Source organism: Marinobacter sp. R17 (assembly GCF_003789045.1).
GTDB classification, from domain to species: Bacteria; Pseudomonadota; Gammaproteobacteria; order Pseudomonadales; family Oleiphilaceae; genus Marinobacter_A; species Marinobacter_A mangrovi.
This window is the reverse complement of record NZ_RHGZ01000010.1, coordinates 113,939-136,968: the sequence shown is the minus strand read 5'-3', so window position 1 is coordinate 136,968 and position 23,030 is coordinate 113,939. Positions and strand designations below refer to the sequence as shown.

The window sequence follows — 23,030 nt, the reverse complement described above, 5'->3', positions numbered from 1 at the left end:
CCACTTCGACCGGTTAGGCGTGCCGCGTCTCTCGTAAACCTCAACTTCTCGAACCGCCCGGTGCGGACCCGCTTGCCGGGTGGTGTGGGAGGGGCGGAGCCAGAAGGCTCCCCCCTATCCCGATATGCCCGGCTGTTGGAGGTAAGCCATACCAGCTTGCGGGCGTTATCAGGAATAGGCGGCGTGTGATGCTAACCGATAGCGGCGCGCCAGCGATGATGCTGGCGCGCCGTCAATAAGGGGGGCTACAGGCTGTCGTGAATCAGGTTTTTCAGAACCGTCTCGGTGTACCAGTCCAGGAAGTTGATCACTCCGAATTCATAGGTTTGCGAATAGGGACCGGGCTGGTAGGCGGTCGAATTGATGCCGCGCTGGTTCTGCTCGGCCAGTTCCCGGTCCTGCTTGTTGGTCTGGTCCCAGACGTAGCGCAGTCGGCTGACGTCGTAGTCCACGCCCTCGACGGCATCTTTGTGCACCAGCCATTTGGTGGTCACCAATGTTTTCTGCGCCGATATTGGCTGGACCATGAAGACGATCGCGTGATCGCTCTGCATGTGGTTCCAGGAATTGGGTAGGTGGAGGATTCGCATGGACCCCAGGTTCTGATTCTGGATGCGGCCCAGCTTCTTGCGACAGGCGGGCTTGCCGTCCATGGTCATGACGGCTGTACCTTCTTTCAATGGCATGCGGACGATGCGGTTCTGCAGGCCGAATTCTACGTGCTTGTGCGGAATCCGCTCGCGGTCCCATTCCGCCGCCTGGCGGGCGTAGTACTCCTTGAACTCGGGTGTGGCTCGTGGGTCGGTGGTGTCGTCCCACTCCAGCAGGGTTCGGAGCAGCTCCGGGTGGGAGCCGGAACAGTGATAGCACTCCCGGTTGTTCTCGATGACCAGCTTCCAGTTGGCATTCTCTTCCAGCGTTGATTCGGCAGCCACCTTGGCGTTTTCCATGTCGTAAGGATCCATATAGACATCCAGCTCGCTCAGGTAGTCATCGATTTCCGGTGGCTCGCCCTCGGCGAGGCAGACATAGATGAACCCACCGGCGGTTTCGCAGTGGGCGGACTTCAGACCGAATTCGCTTTTGTCAAAGCTGTCTCCCATTTCGGTACCGGCGTAAAGCAGGTTGCCTTTCAGGTCGTATGTCCACTGGTGATACGGGCAGGTCAGGTTAGCGACCAGCCCTTTATCGGCAGTGCAGACGCGCGACCCGCGGTGGCGGCAGACATTATGGAAGGCGCGTACCTGGTTGTCCCGGTCGCGCACAATCAGCACCGGGTTCTGTCCGATTTCGACAGTGATGTAGGCGCCGGGTTTGGGCACCTCACAGGTCATGCCGACAAACAGCCATTCCTTCATGAACACCTCTTCCATATCGATGCGGAACAGGAAGGGGTCGTTGTAAAGCGCTCGTGGCAGGGACAGCTGGCGGGAGCGTTCGTTCAGTGTCTGACTCATCTCCCGCCGGGCATCGTCGATGTTGCTGTACGTCATGTTGAGCAGGTCTTGTTCGGTCATTGCGGAGTGTCCTCGGAATGGTGGAAGTCAGCACGTGCCGTGGTGTGCCCCCCGGCGCCGGAATGTCGGTGAATCCATTCTCGAATGGCGGTGCCCGCGTCAGTTGTCCGTTTACGACATCGTCCGTTTTCAATTCGACGCGGTCAGGGGTAAAGGCGAGGGCGCAAAGCAGAGGTTGGAGAAGTTGATCAAGTCCATGTCGTAAATGGCTAACCCGAGAGGGTGGGTTTTCCCCAGAATGGATTCGCAGCAGTCCTCGGGTGCAACTTATCGATGATGGAGACAAGCCATGACCAGCATTACTGAAGCCACTGATCCCTCAGCGCAGTTCCACGCGCTCAACACCCGGGTTTGGGCCAACGGTCGACATCTGGTTCGATGCGTTCGGGTCATCCAGGAAACGTGGGATGTAAAGACGTTCTGCTTCAATGCTGAGCAATCCATCATGTTCTTTTTCAAGCCGGGGCAGTTCGTCACCCTCGAGCTTGAGATTGATGGGGAGCAGGTCATGCGCTCCTATACGATTTCGAGTTCTCCTTCGGTGCCCTACAGCTTCTCCATCACGGTAAAGCGGGTGCCGGGCGGATACGTGTCCAACTGGTTACACGACAACCTGAAGGAAAACGACGAACTGGCCGTTCACGGGCCGGTGGGCAACTTCAATTGCATCGATCACCCCGCCGAGAAGGTCCTGCTGCTTTCGGGCGGTGTCGGCATTACGCCCATGATGTCGATGGCGCGCTGGCTCTTCGACACCAATGCCGATGTGGACATTACCTTCATCCACAGCGCCCGCACCCCGCGGGACATCATCTTCGGGCGCGAACTCGAACATATGTGTTCGCGGGTGCCCAATTTCAATCTCAGTATTATCTGCGAACGCACTGAAATCGGGCAGGCGTGGAACGGATACCGGGGGTTCCTGGACGAGCCAAAGCTCAAGCTGGCGACGCCGGATTACATGAATCGGCGGATTTTCTGCTGTGGTCCGACGCCGTACATGCGGGCGATCAAGAAGCTCCTGATCGATAACGGCTTCGACATGGACTACTACCACGAGGAGTCCTTCGGGGCGACTCCGGAAGAGGCCACCCAGGATGCCCTGGAGCAGGCCGAGCTGGCCGTCAAGCAGGCCGAGGAGGTCAAGGATGCGGATACGTTTACGGTGGACTTCCGGGCATCAGGGCGAAGCATCCAGGTCCTGCCTGGCGAAACCGTCCATGCTGCAGCCAGCCGTCTGGGGTTGAATATACCGAAAGCCTGCGGGGTTGGTATCTGTGGTACCTGCAAAGTGCTGAAGACGTCCGGCGAGGTGGACATCCAGCACAATGGCGGTATTACGGAGGAAGACCTCAGCGAGGGATATATCCTGTCCTGCTGCAGTACCCCGATCTCGGATCTGAGCATTGATGGTTAGGGAACCTCTGATGAGCTCCTTAGACCTTAGTTGAACCTTTGATGGCTTTGTCTGGCAGGACCGTCGTTGTCATTGACGGTTCTGCAACCCCCATGTCGCTTTTAGGGCACAACGGAGGGTTGATCCGACGTTTTTGAACAGTTGCGCACGCGTCACTGGCCGTAATATGTTCGCTAATCCGGCGCGGCAATCCGTCGCATAACAATAAACGGCGTTGCCGGAAGACTGGAACAGAAACTGCTAAACAGAATCGAGGCAGTGAGTGCTCGGGGTGACTGAAAAACGCCGGCCACACACTGCTCATGACCCGTACAAGATGTTAAGGAATCGCTTCAGGTGAGATGGCCCATCTTCTGGAGATCCACCAAGGCGTAAAAGGTGGTTAGTCGACCCGAGCTCAGTTCGGCCCCCGCTGACCAGAAGGACGGTATGCAACACAGATAACAGGGGTTCATCGATGAGGGAGAATGCTGTTTCCAACGAGAAAACAGTAGGTTCAGAGCCGTACCGGGTTGGTTTTCTACTGCTCAATAACTTCACCCTGGTGGCTTTGGCGTCGGCGATAGAGCCGTTGCGCATGGCCAATCAGTTAACCAGTACCGAGCTCTATACATGGCAGTTGCTGTCCCAGGATGGCGAGCCGGTGAAAGCCAGCGATGGTATTTCAATCTCTCCGGATGGATCCATCGACGACAGGAAAGTGTTTGATATCGTCATCGTGGTCGGTGGTGTCGACATCACCCGCAGCTTCGGTTCCAAAGAGGTGCACTGGCTCCAGGTTCAGGCACAGAAAAAGGTTCTGCTGGGTGCGGTGTGCACCGGCGCTTATGCATTGGCAAGTGGCGGCTTGTTGGACGGGTACAATTGCAGCGCTCACTGGGAATGTCTTGCCTCACTGCAGGAGCGGTTCCCGCGGGTCCATTGCACCAATCACCTCTATACGCTCGATCGGGATCGCATGACCTGCACCGGTGGTAGCGTCCCGATGGACATGATGCTCAGCATGATTACCCGCCAGCATGGCAAGGCCCTGACCAATGCCATCTGTGACATGTTCGTCTGTGACCGGGTCCGTCCGGACAACGAAACCCAGCGCACTCCGCTGCGGCGCCTGCTGGTCACGGCGCAGCCCAAGCTGGCCGAGGTGACCGAACTGATGGACGCCAACATCGAGGAGCCCATCGAGCTCGAGGAGCTGGCCAGCTTCGTCGGCATTTCCCGCCGGCAACTGGAACGTCTGTTCCTCAAGCATTTCAACTGCACGCCTTCCCGCTATTACCTGAAACTGCGACTTGACCGTGCCCGGCAGCTGCTCAAACAGACCACGTATTCGATTATCGAAGTGGCCTCGATGTGCGGTTTCGTCTCGGCCCCGCACTTCAGTCGTTGCTACCGCAAGTACATCGGCATTTCGCCCAAGGAGGAGCGGGCTGCGGTCTGGTCGTTCAAGCGACTGGAATCGCCCAGCCAGACCGTGGAGGCGCTGCCAAGTTCATCCAACGCTGCTTTGCGACTGGCCCAGGCGGAACCCTCCTATGGGGCGGTCAGTTTCATGTTTGACCCGCTGCCGTTTGGCGATGCCGTCGCCGCGTCTGGCTGATTGAACGAAACGAACATCCCGGCAGGGACACAGAGGGGGCTTCGGCCCCCTTTTTTTGTTGGGCGATGCCTCACTGACGGCGGATCCTGCCGGTCCTGTCTCTCATCCGACGTCGCTGCCGATTTTGGTGTTTGCGCTGTCGCTTCCAGTGAATTTGGCGGCACAGGCCATGGATACACTGCGTCTAGGGTCAACCAAACAGCCACCGGGGTGCCGACATGAACGCAACCGAATTGCACCAGGATGCCATCGTTATCGATGGCCTCATCATTGCGAAATGGGGTCGAGAACTGTTCGAGGACATGCACAAGGGCCAGCTGACGGCCGCCAACTGCACCGTGTCCGTCTGGGAAGATTTCCAGGCGACGGTCGATAACATCGTGGCGGTTAACGAGCTGATCGAAGACAACAGCGACCTGGTCATGAAAGTCCGGACCACAGCCGACATCCGCAAAGCCAAGGAGCTCGGCAAGACCGGCATCATCATGGGATTCCAGAACGCCCACGCGTTCGAGGACCAGCTGGGTTATATCCAGATCTTCAAGGATCTCGGCGTGGGCGTGGTGCAGATGTGCTACAACACCCAGAACCTGATCGGCACCGGTTGCTATGAGCGTGATGGCGGTCTGTCCGGCTTCGGCCGGGAAGTGGTCGCCGAGATGAATCGCGTCGGCATTCTGTGCGACCTGTCCCACGTCGGCAGCAAGACGTCCGAGGAAGTGATCCTCGAATCCAGCATGCCGGTCTGCTACTCCCACTGTCTTCCGTCCGGCCTGAAAGAGCATCCCCGTAACAAGTCCGACGACGAACTGCGGTTTATTGCCGAGCAGGGCGGTTTTGTTGGCGTCACGATGTTCACGCCGTTCCTCAAGAAAGGGCCGGACGCCACCATCGACGACTACGTCGAGGCCATCGCCTACGTGATCGATATCGTCGGTGAAGACCAGGTCGGCATTGGTACCGACTTCACCCAGGGGCAGGACAAGGCCTTCTTCGACTGGCTTACCCACGACAAGGGCTATGCCCGCAGCCTGACCGAGTTCGGAAAGATCGTGAACCCGGAAGGCATCCGCACCATCGGCGAATTTCCGAATCTGACGGCAGCGCTGTTGTGCAATGGTTTTTCCGAGGAGTTGACCCGGAAAATCATGGGCGAGAACTGGCTGCGCGTTCTCAACCAGGTCTGGGGAGAATAATCATGGCGACGCACGCACCTGAAATGCCCATCAACGTGGATGGCGAAACCGGCATCTGGACCACGGATGCGCTGCCCATGCTCTATGTGCCGCGGCATTTCTTCATCAACAACCATCAGGCCGTAGAAGAAGAAATCGGGCCCGAACGCTATGCCGAGATCCTCTATAAGGCGGGCTACAAATCCGCCTGGCACTGGTGCGAACGGGAAGCGGCCCTGCATTGCATTGAAGGGCGAGCAGTGTTCGATCACTACATGAAGCGCCTGTCCCAGCGCGGCTGGGGCCTGTTTACGATTGAGCATATCGATATCGCCCGCGGGGAGGCCCGGGTGCGCCTGGATCATTCGGCGTTCGTTTACCACTACGGCAAGGTCGGCCGGAAGATCGACTACATGTTTACCGGCTGGTTTGCCGGCGCCATGGATCAGATCGCGCAGGACCTCGGGTATGACGTCCGCACGGTGGCCCGGCAAACCCAGAGCGCCGCGGAAGACGGCGTCGAGTACGGGCTGTTCGAGGTGACGCCCAAGTCGACCCTCGAGACCATCAACTAGAACAGGTTTCCGGAACCGGAGACAGTCCGGCGCTGAGGCCATCCGATTCGCTGCTTCGATCACGCCCGCACGCGTGATTGGGGGAGTCGGTTGGCCCACGCCTACCTCCGGACAGGACGCAGGTGAGAGATCATGTCCCAGTTTGAATCGCTTTTTCGACCGCTAAAGATCAACCAGCTGACCATTCGCAACCGGGTGGTCAGTACCGCCCACGCCGAGGTTTACGCCACCGACGGGGGCATGACCACGGATCGTTACGTCAAGTATTACGAGGAAAAGGCCAAGGGGGGATGCGGTCTCTGCATTTGCGGGGGCTCCAGCGTGGTGTCCATCGACAGTCCGCAAAGCTGGTGGAGTTCGGTCAACCTCTCGACCGATCGCATCATCCCGCATTTCCAGAATCTGGCCGATGCCGTGCACAAACATGGCGGCAAGATCATGATCCAGATTACCCACATGGGTCGGCGGTCCCGCTGGGACGGCGAAAACTGGCCCAACCTGATGTCGCCGTCCGGCATCCGGGAGCCGGTTCATCGCGCGACCTGCAAGACCATCGAGGAAGAGGAAATCCGGCGGATCATCGGCGACTTCGCCCAGGCGGCCCGCCGGGCCAAAGAAGGTGGCCTGGACGGTGTTGAGCTGTCGGCCGTTCACCAGCACATGATCGACCAGTTCTGGTCACCCCGGGTCAACCGGCGGACCGATGAGTGGGGCGGCACGTTCGAGAACCGGATGCGGTTTGGCATGGAAGTGCTGAAAGCCGTCCGGGAAGAAGTGGGTCGTGATTTTGCGGTGGGCCTGCGCATCTGTGGCGACGAATTCCATCCGGATGGCCTGAACCACGACGACATGAAGCAGATTGCGAAGTACTACAACGATACCGGACTGCTGGACTTCTTCGGCGTGGTGGGCTCCGGTTGCGACACCCACAATACCCTTGCGAACGTCATTCCCAACATGTCCTTCCCGCCGGAGCCATTCCTGCACCTGGCGGCGGGCATCAAGGAAGTGGTCGATGTGCCGGTCATCCACGCCCAGAACATCAAGGATCCGAACCAGGCCGAGCGCATCCTGCAGGAAGGCTACGTCGACTTCGTCGGCATGACCCGGGCTCACATCGCCGACCCGCACCTGATTGCGAAGATCAAGATGAACCAGGTGGATCAGATTCGCCAGTGCGTCGGAGCCAACTACTGCATTGATCGTCAGTACCAGGGGCTCGATGTCCTGTGCATCCAGAATGCCGCGACATCCCGGGAGCACCTTGGTTTACCGCACATCATCGAGAAAACCGAAGGGCCGGTCCGCAAGGTGCTGGTGATCGGGGGCGGGCCCGGTGGAATGGAAGCGGCCCGCGTGGCGGCCGAGCGGGGCCATGACGTCACCCTGATCGAAAAGGCCGGCGAGTTGGGTGGCCAGATCACCCTGGCCGCGAAAGCGCCCCAACGGGACCAGATTGCCGGCATCACCCGCTGGTACGCGCTGGAGCTGGACCGCCTTGGCGTGAAACTGCAATTCAATACCGCCGCGGATGCGTCAGTGGTGCGGGACTTCCAGCCCGACGTGTGCATCCTGGCCACCGGTGGCGTGCCATTCATGGAACAGAACCCCGATTGGGGCTATGACGACGGTCTCGTGGTGTCCTCCTGGGACATCCTGAGTGGCCAGGTGGAACCCGGCAACAACGTCCTGGTGTACGACACCATCTGCGAATTCTCCGGCATGTCGGCCGCGGACTACCTCGCGTCGAAGGGCGCCCAGGTGGAATTGGTCACTGACGACATCAAGCCGGGCGTCGGGATCGGGGGCACCACGTTCCCGACCTACTACCGAAGCCTGTACGAGCAGGAAGTGATCATGAGCTCGGATCTGGTCCTGGAAAAGGTCTACGCCGAGGGCGACAAGAAGATCGCGGTCCTGGAGAACGAGTACACCGGCAACCGGGAAGAGCGGGTGGTCGACCAGGTGGTCATCGAGAACGGCACACGTCCCAATGAAGAGCTGTACTACGCGTTGAAACCCGGCTCGATCAACAAGGGGCAGATTGACGTGGAGGCCCTGTACGCCTGCCAGGCCCAGCCCGTCCTGGAGAACGCCGCCAGCGGCATGATCCTGTGGCGTCTGGGGGATTGCGTTTCCCAGCGCAACACCCATGCGGCGATCTACGATGCGCTCCGGCTGTGCAAGGACCTCTAGGAGCCCCGGATTACGAGGCTCGCTAATTCAAGTTCGATCCAGTGAGGTATTCCATGCTTCCTGAATGGCTGCTTCCCGCCCTGGTGATCATGGCGTTGGGCCTGTTCGCGATCGGTGCGCTCCGGCGCATCCTGCTGTGGCGTGCGGGCCGGCCCGAACCGGTCCGGCTGATCGCCGGACTCATGGCCATGCCGCGCCGCTATCTGGTTGATCTGCACCATGTGGTGGCCCGCGATAAGGCGATGTCCAATACGCACGTCGCCACCGCGGGGGGCTTCGTGCTGTCCATGCTGCTGATCATTCCGGTGCACGTGTTCGGGCTGGACAGCCGCTGGCTGACCCTGCCACTGCTGGTGTCCACGATCGTCATGTTTACCGGCGCCGTCTTCGTCTATCGCCGCCGCCGCAACCCACCGGCGCGCCTGTCGAAAGGGCCGTGGATGCGTTTGCCGAAAAGCCTGCTCACGTTTTCGGCCTCGTTCTTCCTGCTGACCCTGTTTGCGTCCGACGTGCTCCCTGAAAACTTCGGCCACTGGGTGCTGACGGGCGTACTGCTGATCGGCGTGACCCTGGGTCTGGCCGAGCTGCTGTTCGGCATGGGGTGGGGCGGTCCGATGAAGCACGCCTTTGCGGGGGCCCTGCACCTGGCCTTCCATCGTCGTCCGGAACGCTTTGGCGGTGGACGTTCAACCGGTCTCAAACCGGTCGATCTGGACGGCATGCTGGGTGTCGCCGAACCCTCGGACTTCAAGTGGAACCAGCTGCTGGGATTCGATGCCTGCGTCCAGTGTGGGCGTTGTGAAGCGGTCTGTCCCGCGTTCGCAGCGGGCCAGCCGCTGAACCCGAAGAAGCTGATCCAGGACATGGTCGTGGGCCTGGCGGGGGGCACCGATGCGCATTATGCCGGCAGCCCTTACCCGGGCCGCGATGTCGGGCAGGCCCAAGGTAGCCCCCATCAGCCGATCGTGGACGGTCTGGTCAGCGCCGAGACGCTCTGGTCCTGCACCACCTGCCGGGCCTGCGTCGAGGAGTGTCCGATGATGATCGAGCATGTCGACGCCATCGTCGATATGCGCCGCCACCTGACACTGGAGCGCGGCGAGACGCCGAACAAGGGTGCCGAGGTGCTGGATAACCTGATCGCCACGGACAACCCCGGCGGCTACGAGCCCGACAGCCGGATGAACTGGGCTGCGGATCTGGCGTTGCCGCTGATGGCCGACAAGCAGGAGGCCGATGTGCTGTTCTGGGTCAGCGATGGTTGTTTCGATATGCGCAGTCAACGCATCCTGCGCGCGTTCGTCAAGACCCTGAAAGCGGCCAATGTGGACTTTGCGGTCCTCGGCAACGAAGAGTGCGATTCGGGCGACGTGGCCCGGCGGTTAGGGGACGACGCCACGTTCCAGACCCTGGCCCGGCACAACGTCGCGACGCTGAGCAAGTACCGTTTTAGCCGGATCGTGACGACCGATCCCCACGCGTTCCATGTACTGAAGAACGAGTACGGCGATTTCGGCGGTCACTATGACGTGATGCATCACAGCACGTTCATCAACGAGCTGGTGACTCAGGGCCGTATCCAGTTGGATCGATTCAAGGGCGGCGCCGTGACCTATCACGACCCCTGCTATCTCGGTCGTTACAACGGGGAATACGAGTCTCCACGAGCGTTACTGGCTGCGCTGGGTATCCAGGTCAGCGAAATGGAACGCTCCGGGTACCGCTCGCGCTGCTGTGGCGGCGGTGGTGGCGCGCCGATTACGGACATCCCGGGCGAACACCGCATCGCGGACATGCGGGTGGACGATGCCCGCAAGGTGGAGGCCGAGACCATCGCCGTGGCGTGCCAACAATGCACGGCCATGCTCGAAGGGGTGGTCGAGCCCCGGCCCGAGATCCGGGACCTGGCGGAACTGGTGGCCGAGGGCCTCATCGTGGATGCGGCCGGGCCGGCTTCAACGGCGACGGCCAGGCCGTCCCTGGCGGAGGAGGTTCACTGATGAGCGACGCGCCAAGACGCAGTCCCCGGATGGAATGGATCCTGCGGAATCGGCTGCACCCGGAACACGAGGTGTTGGCAGCGGCCCGGAACGGGCCGACAAGGGGCCCTACGGGGTTGCTGCGAAAGAACCCGCACGCGGTGGGTTTTATCGGCCCCCACGGCATCAGGCGCATCGATCGCAGTGCCGGTCTGTCCGGCGGCGCTTCCGGCTCATCGGCAGGTGGCCGGGGGCGTTCCACCGGCGCCGAGGTCGAGCTTCCGTTGCACCGGGTCGATAACCCGGACTTCTATGTGGCGGTCGTGGTGGACCTGGTGGCGGGGCGTCTCAGCAGCCACGACAGGGACATCCTGGGGCAGGCCCGTTTGCTGGCTCAGGACGCTGAGGAGCAGGGCGCCGTAGTAGCCGTGGCCCTGGGCGAAGCCCGCGAAGCAAACTTCGAACTGGCCGGGGCCGACCGGTTGGTTTCGTTGACCGAATTGAACGGCCGGCCCCTGTCGGGCTACTGCCCGGAACACAGACTGGCGGCCCTGGAAGCGGTTGAATCCCAACTGGCGCCGCGCTTCTGGCTGTTCCCGGATTCCATCCATGGCGGTGCCGACCTGGGATCGCGGCTGTCGGCGCGCCTGGGCGAACGGCCCGCGGTCCACGCCTGGAAAGTCGATGCACAACAGACCGTGTGCCGGGGCGGCACCCAACGGACCGACTGGCATCGTCCGACGGCGCGAGTCCTGCTTCTGGCTGAGGAGTGCGCGTTGCCGGTCGACGAGACGCGGCACGAAGCCAAACCGATTGAGCTCGATACCCTCCCGGACGTCAGCGCCTTGATCGAAGATCTCGGTCCGGTTGATGTGGATCCGAGCAAGATCGCTCTTGGCGAAGCGGAGTTCATCCTCTCTGCAGGTAACGGCATCCGGGATTGGGACCAGTTCCACGCGGTGGCAACGGCGTTGGGCGCCACCGAAGGTGCCAGCCGTGTGGCCGTGGATGATGGTCACATGCCCCGCGGCCGGCAGGTCGGTGCGACCGGGACCTGGGTGACCGCCCGGGTCTATGTGGCTGTGGGGATTTCCGGCGCCATCCAGCATCTGCAGGGTATTGGCCAGTGTGACAAGGTGATCGCCATCAACCTCGACGACAGCTGCGACATGATCAAACGGGCCGACCTGAGCGTCATCGGCGACAGCCAGGCGATTCTTGGCGAGCTGCTGCGCCTCGCGGCGGCGCGGCAGGACAATCCCGACACCGCATCGGATGATGCGGCCACCGATATGACAGAGGAGGCGCGTCATGTGGCCTGATCCCGACCTGAGAGTGGCGTCACTGGTATCCAACGGGCAGCACCCCAAGTCGGGGCGCTCCCGACGGGCCAGCCAGGACGCACGCGCGGTTGAGCTGGGATTGAAGATGGCGGGTGCTGCATCCCGGGTGATCCATGTGGGTGACGGTGACCGGGAGGGCGGTCTGGATCAGTATCTGGGCATGGGCCTGCAGGAAATCACGCTCCTGAACGCTGACGAACAGGCGGATGCGGTACCGGTTCTCCTCGAATACCTGAAAGGCGCCTCTTTCGACATTGTCCTGACGGGCGTCCATGCGGAGCAGGGAGAGGCGTCGGGCATGGTGCCCTACCTGCTGGCTGAGCAATTGGGCTGGCCACTGGTGTCCCACATTGCCGATATCCGGAAAGTGGAAGGCGGACGTGCCGAGGTGCTGCAGGCACTGCCGCGCGGCCAACGCCGCCTGTTGCGCGTTCCGCTGCCGTTCATTGCGACCGTCGACAGTGCGGCAGCCGACGCTCGGCAATACGCGTTCGGGGCGGCCCGACGGGGTCGGCTGGTTGACGTCATCACCGACGCACCGGTCGATCAGGCCCGCCAGGAATGGACGTGCGCTCCGGCGAAGCCCCGGCCCAAACGCTTGCACGTGGCCAAGGCCAAGTCCGCCGCCGACCGATTCAAGGCGGCTACGGCAAAACCCCAGGGCCAGGGTGGATCCGTCATCCGGGAAGGAACAGACCAGGAAAAGGCAACGGCCATCATGGAACTGCTGGTCTCCGAAGGTGTGGTGCGCTAGTCGAGGCTCCACACCGAAAGCCGGTAAACAACGTTGCCGTTTTAAGACACGCAACCCCCCATCCATGTCGCAGCTGGGAATCTGTGCCGGTTCCCAATTCCATACCATCAGTGATACCGGAACAGATCGAATCAGCCGGACTCACGATCGCTGCGACCCGAACACCGGCCCTGCGGGCTTATTCGAGATGACCTCCGGTTCCCACAAGAACCCCATAATAACGAAACACTCTGGAGAGTCTCCTCATGACCGAACCTGTAAAACCAGCGGTCGATGTCGACAGTCCCTACGATGACGTCGACTACCAGATTGGGCAGGACAACATCCAAATTGCCGGATTCGACATCCATAATCCGGTGTTTGGTATCAGTGCCGTCCTGATCCTGATCTTCGTTATCGGTACCTTGCTGGCCCCCGAAGCCGCCAATGGCATGTTGCTCGACGCCCGAAACTGGGCGATTGCTCATTTTGACTGGCTGTTCATGGCCGGCGGCAACCTGTTCGTGATTTTCTGCCTCGCCCTGATATTCCTGCCGGTGGGTAAAATCCGCATAGGCGGCGAGACGGCCAAGCCTGAATTTTCCACCGTGTCCTGGTTTGCGATGCTGTTCGCGGCGGGTATGGGCATCGGCCTGATGTTCTGGAGCGTTGCTGAACCGGTTGCCTATTACACCGACTGGTATGGCACCCCGCTGGGCGTTGCGGCGCTTACCGAAGAAGGGAAGTCGCTGGCCCTGGGTGCAACGATGTTCCACTGGGGCCTTCATCCCTGGGCCATGTACGGTATTGTCGGTTTGTCCCTGGCCTTCTTCGCCTACAACAAGGGGCTTCCTCTCACGGTACGGTCCGCGTTTTACCCGATTCTTGGCAGCCGGACCTGGGGCCCGATCGGCGACGCCATCGATATTGTGGCCGTACTGGCCACGATCTTCGGTCTCGCCACATCGCTGGGGCTGGGAGCGCAGCAGGCGGCCAGTGGTCTGGCCTACCTGGGCATCGTCGAGAATGGCATCGGTACCCAGATCGCACTGATCGCCTTCATCACCTCGATTGCCATTTTTTCCGTGGTCCGGGGCCTCGAAGGCGGCGTCAAACTGCTCAGCAACATCAACATGATCATTGCGTTCATTCTGCTGGTCGCGGTGATTGCGCTGGGCTCAATCACCGGCTTTTTCTCAAACCTCATCGAACTGTTCGGTTCTTACATCCGGAACATCGGCCCGCTCAGCAACTGGGTCGGACGTGACGATGAAGCCTGGTTCCATGGCTGGACGGTATTCTACTGGGCCTGGTGGATTTCCTGGTCGCCTTTCGTGGGCATGTTCATTGCTCGCGTCTCGAAGGGGCGGACCGTACGTGAATTCATGCTGGCCGTTCTGGTCGTGCCCACGATCGTCTGCGGTGTCTGGGTCACAGCCTTCGGTGGCGATGCCATCGATCAAATCCAGGCCGGTACCGGCGCCCTGACCCAGGGGCTGACTGAGGTCCCGCTGGCGATGTTCCAGATGATGGAAGGCCTGCCGATGACGTCGATGATCTCGTTCCTGGCGATCGTTCTGGTGCTGGTCTTCTTTGTAACGTCCTCGGATTCCGGGTCGTTGGTGATTGACGGCATCACCGCCGGCGGCAAGGAAGACGTACCCGTCGCGCAGCGCGTGTTCTGGGCCACGATGGAAGGCCTCATTGCGGCTGCGCTGTTGTTTGGCGGCGGGTCGGAGGCGCTAAAAGCGCTGCAGGCCGGAGCGGTGACGGCGGGATTGCCGTTTGCCGTTATCCTCATACTGATGTGCATCAGCCTGTACATGGGCCTGGCGGGCGACGCCAGAAAGCTGGGATACAGTAAAGCCAAGGCTTGAACGGCTGGGCAGGCAAGGAGGGCCGCGCTTAGCGGCTCTCCTTGCCATTTTTATCGGCTTCATGATGCAGCCATCAAAGGCGGAATGCGGCTATCCGTTATCGAGCCCTTCCACAAGAAGGAAGTTCCCCCGGGAATGATTGAGTCGGTGAGGGAGAATGGCCTGGTAGGCGTCCGACTGATACCAGCGCTTGGCGGCATCCATCGTCGGAAATTCAATCAATACCTTGACGGGGTATTCGCCGATGCCTCCTTCGAGGACTTCTGTTTCCCCTCCAAGAATCCTGTACCGACCGCCATGTGCGGTCACGGTGTCTTCGACAGCCGCGCGATAGGGGGCGATGCCATCGGCATCGGTGATTTCAAGTTCAACCATTGCGAATGCGGTCATCGTAGTCGTCCTGCGGTCAGGGGTCACGACCTGGATTATGCCGCCAATGCGCCGCTTCCTGCCAATCTGTTGGTTATGCTCTGCCGGCAGCCATGGGCTGGCTTCAGAGCTGCTCCTTTACAGTATTGCGGGCGCCAGCGGTCCCGGCAACCAAAGCGTCGAAGTGCAGCGGAATCGGGTAACGATTTATGAGGCAGTAATACAGGTACGACAGTCTTCTAAAGGCTTTGGGAAGACGGAGTATACTCGGGGTAAATTAACCGAAAATAAAAAGAAAGCTGACTTTATTAAATTCGGTCGGGTTCATTGAATTAAATAGATCAGTATGTGCCGTATCGGGATAAAGCTGTATTTAGATATAAATACCCATTGCCATTGGCAGTACTTCAATTTATTTATCGCGCATTACACCTACCTATAAAGCAAGGGGCGGCCTGGATTGGCCGCTCGTTGCTTCCCGCGTTGCCGCTACTCGCCATCCTGGCTGTGGGTCACCGTTGCAGACGGGTTGTTGCCCTGTTCGATGTCGTCAACGCTAACACCTTCGGCTTGTGCGAACATTGACGCGCTGAGGAATGAAAGTACGAGGAAACATTTGCTGAGTGATTTCATAATGCATGGCTCCGATGGATGAATAGTCTGGTTGGACAAGCAGATCTTGTCTTTTGGGCGCAGGCGTATTATCTGGTCATGCATTGTTTCGGAATAGTTTAATCGACGTATAACCTATATCAGCTGCGGTGATATGAAATGAAATAAATAAAAATATCACTCTTATTTAAACTTGGACGGCAAGAAATCTGACCTGGATACCGGCCCCATCCGTTGCAACCATGTTCGGCAGTTAATTGACGAACATTGCTATCAAGATGGTGTCGCCTTTGTTTCTGAGACTGATGACGCCGACCGTATTGGGGAGACACGCCAAGTATTTCACAGCGAAGGCGCAGACTGATCGACCGGATCAACGCCCAATACGATCAGGTGCTGCAGGCGGCTTTCGGGAAACCGGTCTCCGTGGTCGGGGAGTTAGCGGCGCCGTAACGCTTCGTGGCTGTCGGATTCTGTCGAGGCGCAAGGACCGTTGCGCTGCGCTTCCACCGCCGTTGCTTTACGGAGACGCCTTCTCCAAAAGTTGAAGGCTCACGTCCTTCACCTTGTCCCCCACGGCTTCCTTGTAGGCCTTCATGTGCGGGGCGGCCATATGGGCTTCCAGATGCGCGAGTGAGGCCCACTGTTCGATGACCGTGATCGTGTTGTCCCGATTGGGCACCTGCAGGGGCAGGTCCACTTTTACATCGACAAGCGGTTGATACTTGCAGCATCCGGGCTCGTTCAACACCATGGGCTGAACCTTCAGCAGCTCTGACATCACCGTGTCCCTTTGTCCGGGCTGCACGCTGATGGTCGCAATGACGTGAATCATATCGGTGTTCTCCTTCGACAAACGGGAGCCGAAGCCCCCGTTGTATCGTCTTGCATTAAGCCTCGGCGAGGGCGTCCATGGTCGGGTAGTCGATGTAGCCTTCCTCACCCTGAGTGTAGAAGGTGTTGGGATCCGGCTCGTTCAATTCGGCACCGACTTTCAGGCGAGCGGGCAGGTCCGGGTTGGCCAGGAAAGGCACGCCGAAGGCCACGGCATCGGCCTGGCCGCCCTCAATCGCCGAACCGGCTTCCTCACCGCTGTACCCCATGTTCAGGATCAGGTTGCCCTTGTAGTGCTCGCGGAACGGGGTCACGACGTCGGACTTTTGCTCGCCGAAGAAGTCCGCACGCATGAGGTGAACATACGCCAGGTTGGCGTCGTTCAGGCGTTTGGCCAGCCAGGTCACCAGACCCACCGGATCGCTGTCTTTCATGCTGTTGAAGCTGTTCAGCGGCGACAGACGCACGCCTACGCGGTCGCTGCCAAAGACATCGGAAGCCGCTTCGATCGCTTCGAGCAGCAAACGAGCCCGGTTCTCGATCGGGCCGCCGTAGGGGCCTTCCCGGTGATTCGATCCGTCACGCAGGAATTCGTCCAGCAGGTAGCCATTAGCCCCATGGACTTCGACGCCGTCGAAGCCGGCACGTTTGGCGTTTTCGGCGGCAGTGCGGAAACCCTCGATGATACCCGGGATTTCGTCATCGGCCAGTTCGCGCGGCACGGTATAGGCCTTCTTGCCTTCCGGGGTATGCACCTCGTCGCTCGTGATCGCAATCGGGGAAGGAGCGACCGGAACGCGACCGTTGTTCAGAACCGGATGACAGGACCGACCGCCGTGCCAGATCTGGAGAAAGATCTTGCCGCCTTTGGCGTGAACAGCATCGGTGACTCGCTTCCAGCCAGCGACTTGCGCGTCGGAATAGATCCCCGGCTCACGCCAGAAGGCCGAGTTCCCCTCCATGGCCATGGTGGCTTCCGCGATGATCAGACCGGCAGAGGCACGCTGAGCGTAGTGCTCGACCATCATATCGGTCGGCACGTGGTCGGCGTCGGCCCGCCGACGGGTCAGTGGAGCCATCAGCACGCGATTGTTCAGGGTTACGGCACCGAGTTGTAATGGGGTGAACAGATCAGTCATTTCAACCTCTCGTTAGCGGATAGGAGTGGATACAGTCACGAGTGACAGATGACGACTTGAAGCGCCTGTGACAAAAGAACGCATCCGTATCAATAGGACGCTATGGTAGAGAAGGGCGTGTTATAAATTAAATGGCTTATATGAATAACTGAGATTCGAAAAGTGAATATCACTGTCAAAGACCTCAATCTGCTGAAGCTATTCCAAGTGCTGTATCAGGAAAGAAGCGTCTCTGCGGCGGCCGAGCGCATGCACCTGAGCCAACCCGCGTTGAGCCATAAGCTGGCCAAGCTGAGGAACGAGTTTGATGACACGCTGTTTGCGAGGGCGCCCCGTGGACTGACGCCGACACCCCGCGCGCACCAGCTGGCGCCGATGGTGCAGCAGCTGATCCGCTCACTGGAATCCTTCTACGACTATTGCGACGAACAAAGCTTTTTGCTGCGCAAGGACCGCATCGGGATTTACAGCACGGATTACATCGAGCAGTTGCTGGTTCCCAAGCTGCTGCCGATCGTTCGGGATCAGGCGCCCAATCTTCAGCTTGTCTTCCACAACACCCGTGGCAGGTTACCGAGGACCGAACTCGAAACCGGAGCCTGCGATCTCGCGATTGCCGGCTTTTTCGATCAACTGCCGGAGACGTTCTACCAGCAGAAGATCCATTCGGAAGGCTTTTGCGTGCTGGCGAGCCGCACCAACCAGACGTTGGATGGCAAGCTGGATCTGGATACGTTTCTCGCCTGCGACCATCTGGTGACCACCTTAACGGGGGACCTGGACGGCATCGTCGACAAGGCGCTGGAGCAGCGAGGCCGAAAACGCCATGTGGTTGCGGGACTCTCAAGCTTCATGTCACCAGCGTTGCTGGTGGAAGGCAGTGACCTGTTGATCACCTGCCTGCAATCCGTTGCCGAGGAAGCGTGCCGGCGAATGCCGGATCTGGTCCGTTATCCAGTGCCGATCGAACTGCCGGAGGTGGACATCCTGCAAACCTGGCACCAACGGACCCACGAAGATCCGCTCAGGGCCTGGCTCCGGCAGCAGATACAGGCCACGTTGGCGGGATAACTGTGACCAGCAGGGCGAACGCCGGGGCGTCCAGGCCTCAGACTCGAAAGCCCGACGTCCACTCATTAAAGGCAAAAACAGAGAATCGCCCGTAAGTTATCGGTGGCAGGCCCAGGCATGGTAGTTTTAAAACAAACGTTTCCGGCAGAAATCAGACCATCTCAGATAAGTGAGCAGACCCTATGAATGTGATCATTATTGGTGCAGGGATTATGGGCACCACCTTTGCCACGCTGGCGAAAGAATTGGCGCCCGAACTGGAGGTCACCATTCTGGAAAGACTCGACGGACCCGGCGCTGGAAACTCCTGGGTTTTCAACAACGCCGGCACAGGTCATGAAGCAAATTGTGAGCTCAATTACACCCCGGTCGATGAAGAAGAGATTTCGGTAGAGAAAGCCCTGAAGATCCACGCCCAGTTCAACGTGGCCAAACAGTTCTGGGCTTACCTGATCAAGAAAGGGGCGATCAAAGATCCCCGGTCGGTCATTAACCAGACCAAGCACTGCACGATTGTTTCCGAATCGTCCATTGACGAGTTGCGACTGCGGTTCAAGGAAATGTCCTCCCATCATTTCTTTGAGCAAATGCAATTCTCGGAAGATTTCGACGAAATCAAGCGCTGGATTCCGTACTTGATGGAAGGCCGCCCCCGGCAACAGAAGATGGCCGCTACGGTCATCGAGACCGGAACGGACGTCAATTTTGGGGCTTTGACGGAGCAAATGGCAGCGTACGCCGTGAATGAGTTGGGCGTGAAGATTGAATACGGCACCCACGTGAAGCGGGTGCATCGAAGTCCGTCCGGCAGCTGGCTTGTGGAGACGGAGCAGGGCGGTCGTTCGGTTCGGCACAAGGCCGATGTCCTGTTCGTGGGTGCCGGCGGTGGCGCCTTCCCGATCCTGAAGAGAAGCCATCTTCCGTTCCGGAGCCGGTTTACCGGCTTTCCCGTGGGTGGGCGCTTCCTGCAGGCGCCCATCAGCAAGGAACAGGCGGATCAATACCGCGCGAAAACCTACGGCAAGGCCAAGGTGGGCGCGCCTCCCATGTCGGTGCCGCACCTGGATCTGCGAGTGTCGAACGGACAGCACTACTTGCTGTTCGGTCCGTTCGCATCGTTCAAGCCCGTTCTTGAAAAAGGCCGCGGATTCCTCGATTACCTGGGCTCCATGCGCCTGCATGACATTCCCGGCTTGCTCAACGTCGCCATCGAGCATTTTCCGCTGGTGAAGTATCTGGTGTCGGAAACCTTCAAGGGTGAGAAAAGCATGCTGGAGGAGCTGGAAGATTTTGCACCCGGCATGAGCAAAAAATTCCAGTGGAAAGCACTTGAAGCGGGTCAGCGCGTGCAGATCATCCGGGACGGCGATCTGCAGATGGGCACGGAGATTCTCGTATCCAGCGACAAAACCTACGGTACGCTGCTGGGCGCATCGCCGGGGGCTTCGGTGTCACCCGAAGTGATGCTGCGTTGTCTGGAGCAACTGCTGCCCGCAATTTTCAAGAAAGAGGCCGCCCGCGGGAAACTGAAAGAGATCTTCCCGGAGGACAATCTGGAGACCCTGATTACCGAGCCGAATCGCTATCGTGAAATCCGGGATTCGGTCAACGGGACTCTGGGGATCAGGTGGTCGCTGGCCGACGCTTGAACGCCGCTCCCGTGAACGGTTAAAAGTCGGGCCCATCGTGACGGGCCCGGCTTTGGTGAGCTCTCAGGATAGGGGCTCGTTTTTTTGCATTCAGACGTTTACGAACCGTTCCGAGCGCATTGACCCTTCACCTCGAAACACACCCCTCGTCCCATTCATAGAACATTGTGTTCAGATTCTATGACTATTGCTCACTAGCGCCTTACGCTATGTTTACTGGGATCTGTCAGAACTTCTCGTCCCGGGTAAACAGACTGTGTGGAGACAGCCATGAGCAACCTCAGCGAATCGGTCACGGCCGACTGTCAAACCGATCATTCGTGCAGCGCCATCGAGCTGATGATCCAGCCCAGGGACAAGGATCTCGGCGGTTTTTCTGTCCGGCGTGTCCTGCCCACTCGCGAGCGCCAGATGGTCGGACCCTGGATCTTCTTCGACCATATGGGGCCTGCCCGCTTTCCGGCCGGCTCCGGCATCAACGTTCGCCCGCATCCCCACATCAACCTGGCGACTGTGACCTATCTGTTCGAGGGTGAAATTCTGCACCGGGATTCCCTGGGCAGCGTTCAGCCGATCCGGCCGGGGGACATCAACCTCATGGTGGCCGGGAAGGGGATTGTCCACTCGGAACGGGAGCGACCGGAAGTCACCGCAACCGACCACAACCTGCATGGCCTGCAACTCTGGCTGGCGCTGCCGGAAGACAGGGAAGAGATCGAGCCGGCTTTCTATCATTACCCAAGCGCGAACATTCCCGCTCTGGATATCGATGGGGTGCCCGTCCGTGTGATTATGGGGCAGGCCTACGGTGTAACATCACCGGTGATGACCCTCTCAGAGACGCTGTACGTGGAAGCCCACCTGCAGAAAGGCCAGTCGCTTGTTTTGCCGGAGGCTACCGAACGCGCCGTTTACGTCGCCAGCGGCTCCCTGAAGGCCAAAGGGACCGCAATTCCCCAGCATTCGATGGCGATTTTCGGCTCTCAGCCCGGTATTGAGATCACAGCGGACGAAGAATCCCGCATCGCCGTGATCGGCGGCGAGCCGTTTGCTCCGAGATTCATGGAGTGGAACTTCGTGTCCAGCCGCAAAGATCGACTGGAGCAGGCCAAGGCCGACTGGAAAGCCGGTCGGTTCCCCCTGGTTCCGGGAGACGAAGACGAGTTCATTCCTTTGCCGGAGTCATAACCCATTAGCTCAGAATGTCAGGCGGAGAGCTCCAATACCGAGTGCTGCCGTTCCGAGTCACCATCTTCAAATACGGATTCAGATGACCACGCCAAACCTTCTAGACCGCTTGAGTCTCAGGCATCGGATGGGCCTGCACCCAGTGCGCCCGCGTGATGACGAGAATACCCACCGGGCGGCTACGCCATTGGAGTTGCTGTTCGATCTCGTGTCTGTCATTGCCATTGCCTCAGCGGCCGCCGGACTGCATCACGCCATTGCGGCAGGTCACGTCGGGGAGGGTGTTGTCAGCTTTCTGGCCTCGTTTTTTGCGATCTGGTGGGCTTGGATGAACTTCACCTGGTATGCGTCCGCCTACGACAACGATGACAGCCTGCACCGACTGCTGACCATGGTGATGATGGCCGGTTCGCTGATCATGGCGGCAGGGATTCATCGATTTTTCGAGAGCACGCGCATCGACATGATCGTGATCGGTTTTTTGGTGATGCGCATCGCCATGGTCCTGTTCTGGCTGCGTGCTGCTTATCACGATTCCGATCGACGGAAGACGGCCTACCGGTATGCCGGCGGTATTGCGCTGGTCCAGGTGTTCTGGGTCGGGTTGATGCTTGCCCAGCCGATGCCTCCGACATTTCTGTTCAGTCTCTATGCCCTGGGAGCGATGCTGGAGTTGTCGGTCCCCCTGTACGCCGAGAGCCATGTGACAACCCCCTGGCATCGTCATCACCTGATTGAACGCTATGGGCTGCTGAACCTGATTGTGCTTGGCGAAACCTTGCTGGCAGCCGCCATGGCGCTGCAGCACGCAGACGTCGGGCATCTGGATCTCGACTTGCTGAGCGTTGCCGGATCGGCGCTCGTAATCGTGTTTTCGTTGTGGTGGGCCTATTTTTCAAAGGAAGATCACATTGCCCAAAAACGCCTGTCCCTGGCCTTGGTCTGGGGGTATGGCCACCTGGTGATCTACATGGCCGGCGCTGCCGTGGGTGCGGGTATCGCCGCCATGGTGGATGTGCTGACCGGAGAATCCGGAACCAGCTACCGGATCGCGTTGTACGCCATATCCGTTCCTGTCAGCCTGTATCTGATGGGACTCTGGTTCGTCAGGGACCGTTTGGTACTGAGCCATGCGGGGCGCCATATCCTGCTTGGCGTGTCGGTGCTGATACTGGTGGCAACGTTGTTCATGCCGTTGTGGGGGATCGCCCTGACTTTGGCTATCGGGGTCGGCGCGAGGAACATACAGGCCTGCGGCGCCAAAACAGGAGGGGAAGGGCATGCAGTTTGAGCACGTGGTGCAGGTTAATGATCTGACGGACGACCGTATCCCGAACATCACCCGGGCGCAGCTCTGGGACGGTATCGCCCTGCGAGCCACTGAACCCCACCGGTTCGTTGTCGGACTGGATGAGTTCGACCTGGAGTGGCAATCCGACACCCGACTGAAACGTCGACTGGAGCTGCCCGGCGTCGTGGTTCATGACGTCGTGACCTTCGACCGACAGCACAGCGTGCAGTACGACATTATTCCAACGGTAGACGTTGCCGGGGGCAGTCTGACGATGACGATCGAGGAGCCGGAACCCGACGCCCTGTTCGTTCGCTTTCGATACTGTGCCCGTTATGTGGAAGGTATTGGCGACGAGCTGCCTTACGACCTGTTTGTCCAGCAGGCCTACGTCACCATGGACATCGACACGATCCGGATCATCCGTGATCGCGTGACCCTCCACTAGTCGGTGGCGAACGCGGT

Annotated in this window: 18 protein-coding genes; 14 read left to right on the top strand and 4 right to left on the bottom strand. The window is 59.5% G+C overall.

Annotated features, from left to right (window positions below):
- Window positions 1-245 precede the first annotated feature (245 nt).
- Window positions 246-1,493, bottom strand: a complete 1,248-nt coding sequence (locus EB809_RS09605; protein WP_411711063.1) for an aromatic ring-hydroxylating oxygenase subunit alpha — start codon at window positions 1,491-1,493, stop codon at window positions 246-248.
- 313 nt (window positions 1,494-1,806) lie between these two features.
- Here EB809_RS09605 and EB809_RS09600 point away from each other — a divergent pair, with 313 nt between their 5' ends.
- The 9 genes from EB809_RS09600 to EB809_RS09560 all read left to right on the top strand — a co-directional run bounded on the left by EB809_RS09600 (window position 1,807) and on the right by EB809_RS09560 (window position 14,412).
- On the top strand, window positions 1,807-2,934 hold the full coding sequence (locus EB809_RS09600) for a hybrid-cluster NAD(P)-dependent oxidoreductase (protein WP_123634588.1): 1,128 nt from the start codon (window positions 1,807-1,809) through the stop codon (window positions 2,932-2,934).
- A 457-nt stretch (window positions 2,935-3,391) separates the two neighbouring features.
- On the top strand, window positions 3,392-4,534 hold the full coding sequence (locus EB809_RS09595) for a GlxA family transcriptional regulator (protein WP_123634587.1): 1,143 nt from the start codon (window positions 3,392-3,394) through the stop codon (window positions 4,532-4,534).
- 218 nt (window positions 4,535-4,752) lie between these two features.
- Window positions 4,753-5,730 (top strand): dipeptidase, encoded by a 978-nt coding sequence (locus tag EB809_RS09590; RefSeq protein WP_123634586.1) that lies wholly within the window; start codon window positions 4,753-4,755, stop codon window positions 5,728-5,730.
- 2 nt (window positions 5,731-5,732) lie between these two features.
- A complete protein-coding gene (locus tag EB809_RS09585) occupies window positions 5,733-6,284 on the top strand; it encodes a 4-vinyl reductase (protein WP_123634585.1) in 552 nt (183 codons plus the stop codon).
- 132 nt (window positions 6,285-6,416) lie between these two features.
- A complete protein-coding gene (gene dgcA, locus EB809_RS09580; protein ID WP_123634584.1) occupies window positions 6,417-8,480 on the top strand; it encodes a dimethylglycine demethylation protein DgcA in 2,064 nt (687 codons plus the stop codon).
- Between the two features lie 53 nt (window positions 8,481-8,533).
- Window positions 8,534-10,480 carry a (Fe-S)-binding protein gene (locus tag EB809_RS09575; RefSeq protein WP_123634583.1) on the top strand — a complete coding sequence of 649 codons (1,947 nt, stop codon included), beginning with the start codon at window positions 8,534-8,536 and terminating at the stop codon, window positions 10,478-10,480.
- Window positions 10,480-11,781, top strand: coding sequence for an electron transfer flavoprotein subunit alpha/FixB family protein (locus EB809_RS09570; protein ID WP_123634582.1), 1,302 nt, complete (start codon window positions 10,480-10,482; stop codon window positions 11,779-11,781). The genes EB809_RS09575 and EB809_RS09570 overlap by 1 nt, the downstream gene beginning before the upstream one ends.
- Complete coding sequence (locus EB809_RS09565; protein ID WP_123634581.1) at window positions 11,771-12,556, top strand: electron transfer flavoprotein subunit beta; 786 nt, start codon at window positions 11,771-11,773, stop codon at window positions 12,554-12,556. The genes EB809_RS09570 and EB809_RS09565 overlap by 11 nt, the downstream gene beginning before the upstream one ends.
- A gap of 245 nt (window positions 12,557-12,801) precedes the next feature.
- Complete coding sequence (locus EB809_RS09560) at window positions 12,802-14,412, top strand: BCCT family transporter (RefSeq protein ID WP_123634580.1); 1,611 nt, start codon at window positions 12,802-12,804, stop codon at window positions 14,410-14,412.
- 90 nt (window positions 14,413-14,502) lie between these two features.
- Here the strand turns inward: EB809_RS09560 and EB809_RS09555 are convergent, their stop codons facing one another.
- The 3 genes from EB809_RS09555 to EB809_RS09545 form a co-directional block, all read right to left on the bottom strand.
- A complete protein-coding gene (locus EB809_RS09555) occupies window positions 14,503-14,802 on the bottom strand; it encodes a DUF1330 domain-containing protein (RefSeq protein WP_123634579.1) in 300 nt (99 codons plus the stop codon).
- Window positions 14,803-15,913: 1,111 nt separating this feature from the next.
- A complete protein-coding gene (locus EB809_RS09550) occupies window positions 15,914-16,228 on the bottom strand; it encodes a putative quinol monooxygenase (protein WP_123634578.1) in 315 nt (104 codons plus the stop codon).
- Window positions 16,229-16,283: 55 nt separating this feature from the next.
- Window positions 16,284-17,366 (bottom strand): alkene reductase, encoded by a 1,083-nt coding sequence (locus tag EB809_RS09545; protein ID WP_123634577.1) that lies wholly within the window; start codon window positions 17,364-17,366, stop codon window positions 16,284-16,286.
- Between the two features lie 162 nt (window positions 17,367-17,528).
- On the opposite strand from EB809_RS09545, the gene EB809_RS09540 reads away from it, so the two are divergent.
- From EB809_RS09540 to EB809_RS09520, 5 genes are all read left to right on the top strand, one after another.
- Window positions 17,529-18,437 carry a LysR family transcriptional regulator gene (locus EB809_RS09540; protein WP_123634576.1) on the top strand — a complete coding sequence of 303 codons (909 nt, stop codon included), beginning with the start codon at window positions 17,529-17,531 and terminating at the stop codon, window positions 18,435-18,437.
- 182 nt (window positions 18,438-18,619) lie between these two features.
- Window positions 18,620-20,086, top strand: a complete 1,467-nt coding sequence (locus EB809_RS09535) for a malate:quinone oxidoreductase (RefSeq protein WP_123634575.1) — start codon at window positions 18,620-18,622, stop codon at window positions 20,084-20,086.
- Window positions 20,087-20,356: 270 nt separating this feature from the next.
- Window positions 20,357-21,274 carry a pirin family protein gene (locus tag EB809_RS09530; RefSeq protein ID WP_123634574.1) on the top strand — a complete coding sequence of 306 codons (918 nt, stop codon included), beginning with the start codon at window positions 20,357-20,359 and terminating at the stop codon, window positions 21,272-21,274.
- An 82-nt stretch (window positions 21,275-21,356) separates the two neighbouring features.
- The gene (locus tag EB809_RS09525) at window positions 21,357-22,565 is read left to right on the top strand and encodes a low temperature requirement protein A (protein ID WP_123634573.1); all 1,209 of its coding nucleotides are present in this window, start codon (window positions 21,357-21,359) and stop codon (window positions 22,563-22,565) included.
- On the top strand, window positions 22,555-23,013 hold the full coding sequence (locus EB809_RS09520; RefSeq protein WP_123634572.1) for an AtaL-like protein: 459 nt from the start codon (window positions 22,555-22,557) through the stop codon (window positions 23,011-23,013). The genes EB809_RS09525 and EB809_RS09520 overlap by 11 nt, the downstream gene beginning before the upstream one ends.
- The last annotated feature ends 17 nt before the right edge of the window (window positions 23,014-23,030 follow it).

Bases quoted from the DNA above. Each gene is read 5' to 3' on its own strand.
- EB809_RS09530 (WP_123634574.1), top strand. From the start codon at position 20,357: ATGAGCAACCTCAGCGAATCGGTCACGGCCGACTGTCAAACCGATCAT.
- EB809_RS09570 (WP_123634582.1), top strand. From the start codon at position 10,480: ATGAGCGACGCGCCAAGACGCAGTCCCCGGATGGAATGGATCCTGCGG.
- EB809_RS09605 (WP_411711063.1), bottom strand. From the start codon at position 1,493: ATGACGTACAGCAACATCGACGATGCCCGGCGGGAGATGAGTCAGACA.
- EB809_RS09595 (WP_123634587.1), top strand. From the start codon at position 3,392: ATGAGGGAGAATGCTGTTTCCAACGAGAAAACAGTAGGTTCAGAGCCG.
- EB809_RS09560 (WP_123634580.1), top strand. From the start codon at position 12,802: ATGACCGAACCTGTAAAACCAGCGGTCGATGTCGACAGTCCCTACGAT.
- EB809_RS09600 (WP_123634588.1), top strand. From the start codon at position 1,807: ATGACCAGCATTACTGAAGCCACTGATCCCTCAGCGCAGTTCCACGCG.
- EB809_RS09545 (WP_123634577.1), bottom strand. From the start codon at position 17,366: ATGACTGATCTGTTCACCCCATTACAACTCGGTGCCGTAACCCTGAAC.
- EB809_RS09535 (WP_123634575.1), top strand. From the start codon at position 18,620: ATGAATGTGATCATTATTGGTGCAGGGATTATGGGCACCACCTTTGCC.
- EB809_RS09590 (WP_123634586.1), top strand. From the start codon at position 4,753: ATGAACGCAACCGAATTGCACCAGGATGCCATCGTTATCGATGGCCTC.
- EB809_RS09585 (WP_123634585.1), top strand. From the start codon at position 5,733: ATGGCGACGCACGCACCTGAAATGCCCATCAACGTGGATGGCGAAACC.
- EB809_RS09520 (WP_123634572.1), top strand. From the start codon at position 22,555: ATGCAGTTTGAGCACGTGGTGCAGGTTAATGATCTGACGGACGACCGT.
- EB809_RS09575 (WP_123634583.1), top strand. From the start codon at position 8,534: ATGCTTCCTGAATGGCTGCTTCCCGCCCTGGTGATCATGGCGTTGGGC.
- EB809_RS09555 (WP_123634579.1), bottom strand. From the start codon at position 14,802: ATGACCGCATTCGCAATGGTTGAACTTGAAATCACCGATGCCGATGGC.
- EB809_RS09550 (WP_123634578.1), bottom strand. From the start codon at position 16,228: ATGATTCACGTCATTGCGACCATCAGCGTGCAGCCCGGACAAAGGGAC.
- dgcA (WP_123634584.1), top strand. From the start codon at position 6,417: ATGTCCCAGTTTGAATCGCTTTTTCGACCGCTAAAGATCAACCAGCTG.
- EB809_RS09565 (WP_123634581.1), top strand. From the start codon at position 11,771: ATGTGGCCTGATCCCGACCTGAGAGTGGCGTCACTGGTATCCAACGGG.
- EB809_RS09525 (WP_123634573.1), top strand. From the start codon at position 21,357: ATGACCACGCCAAACCTTCTAGACCGCTTGAGTCTCAGGCATCGGATG.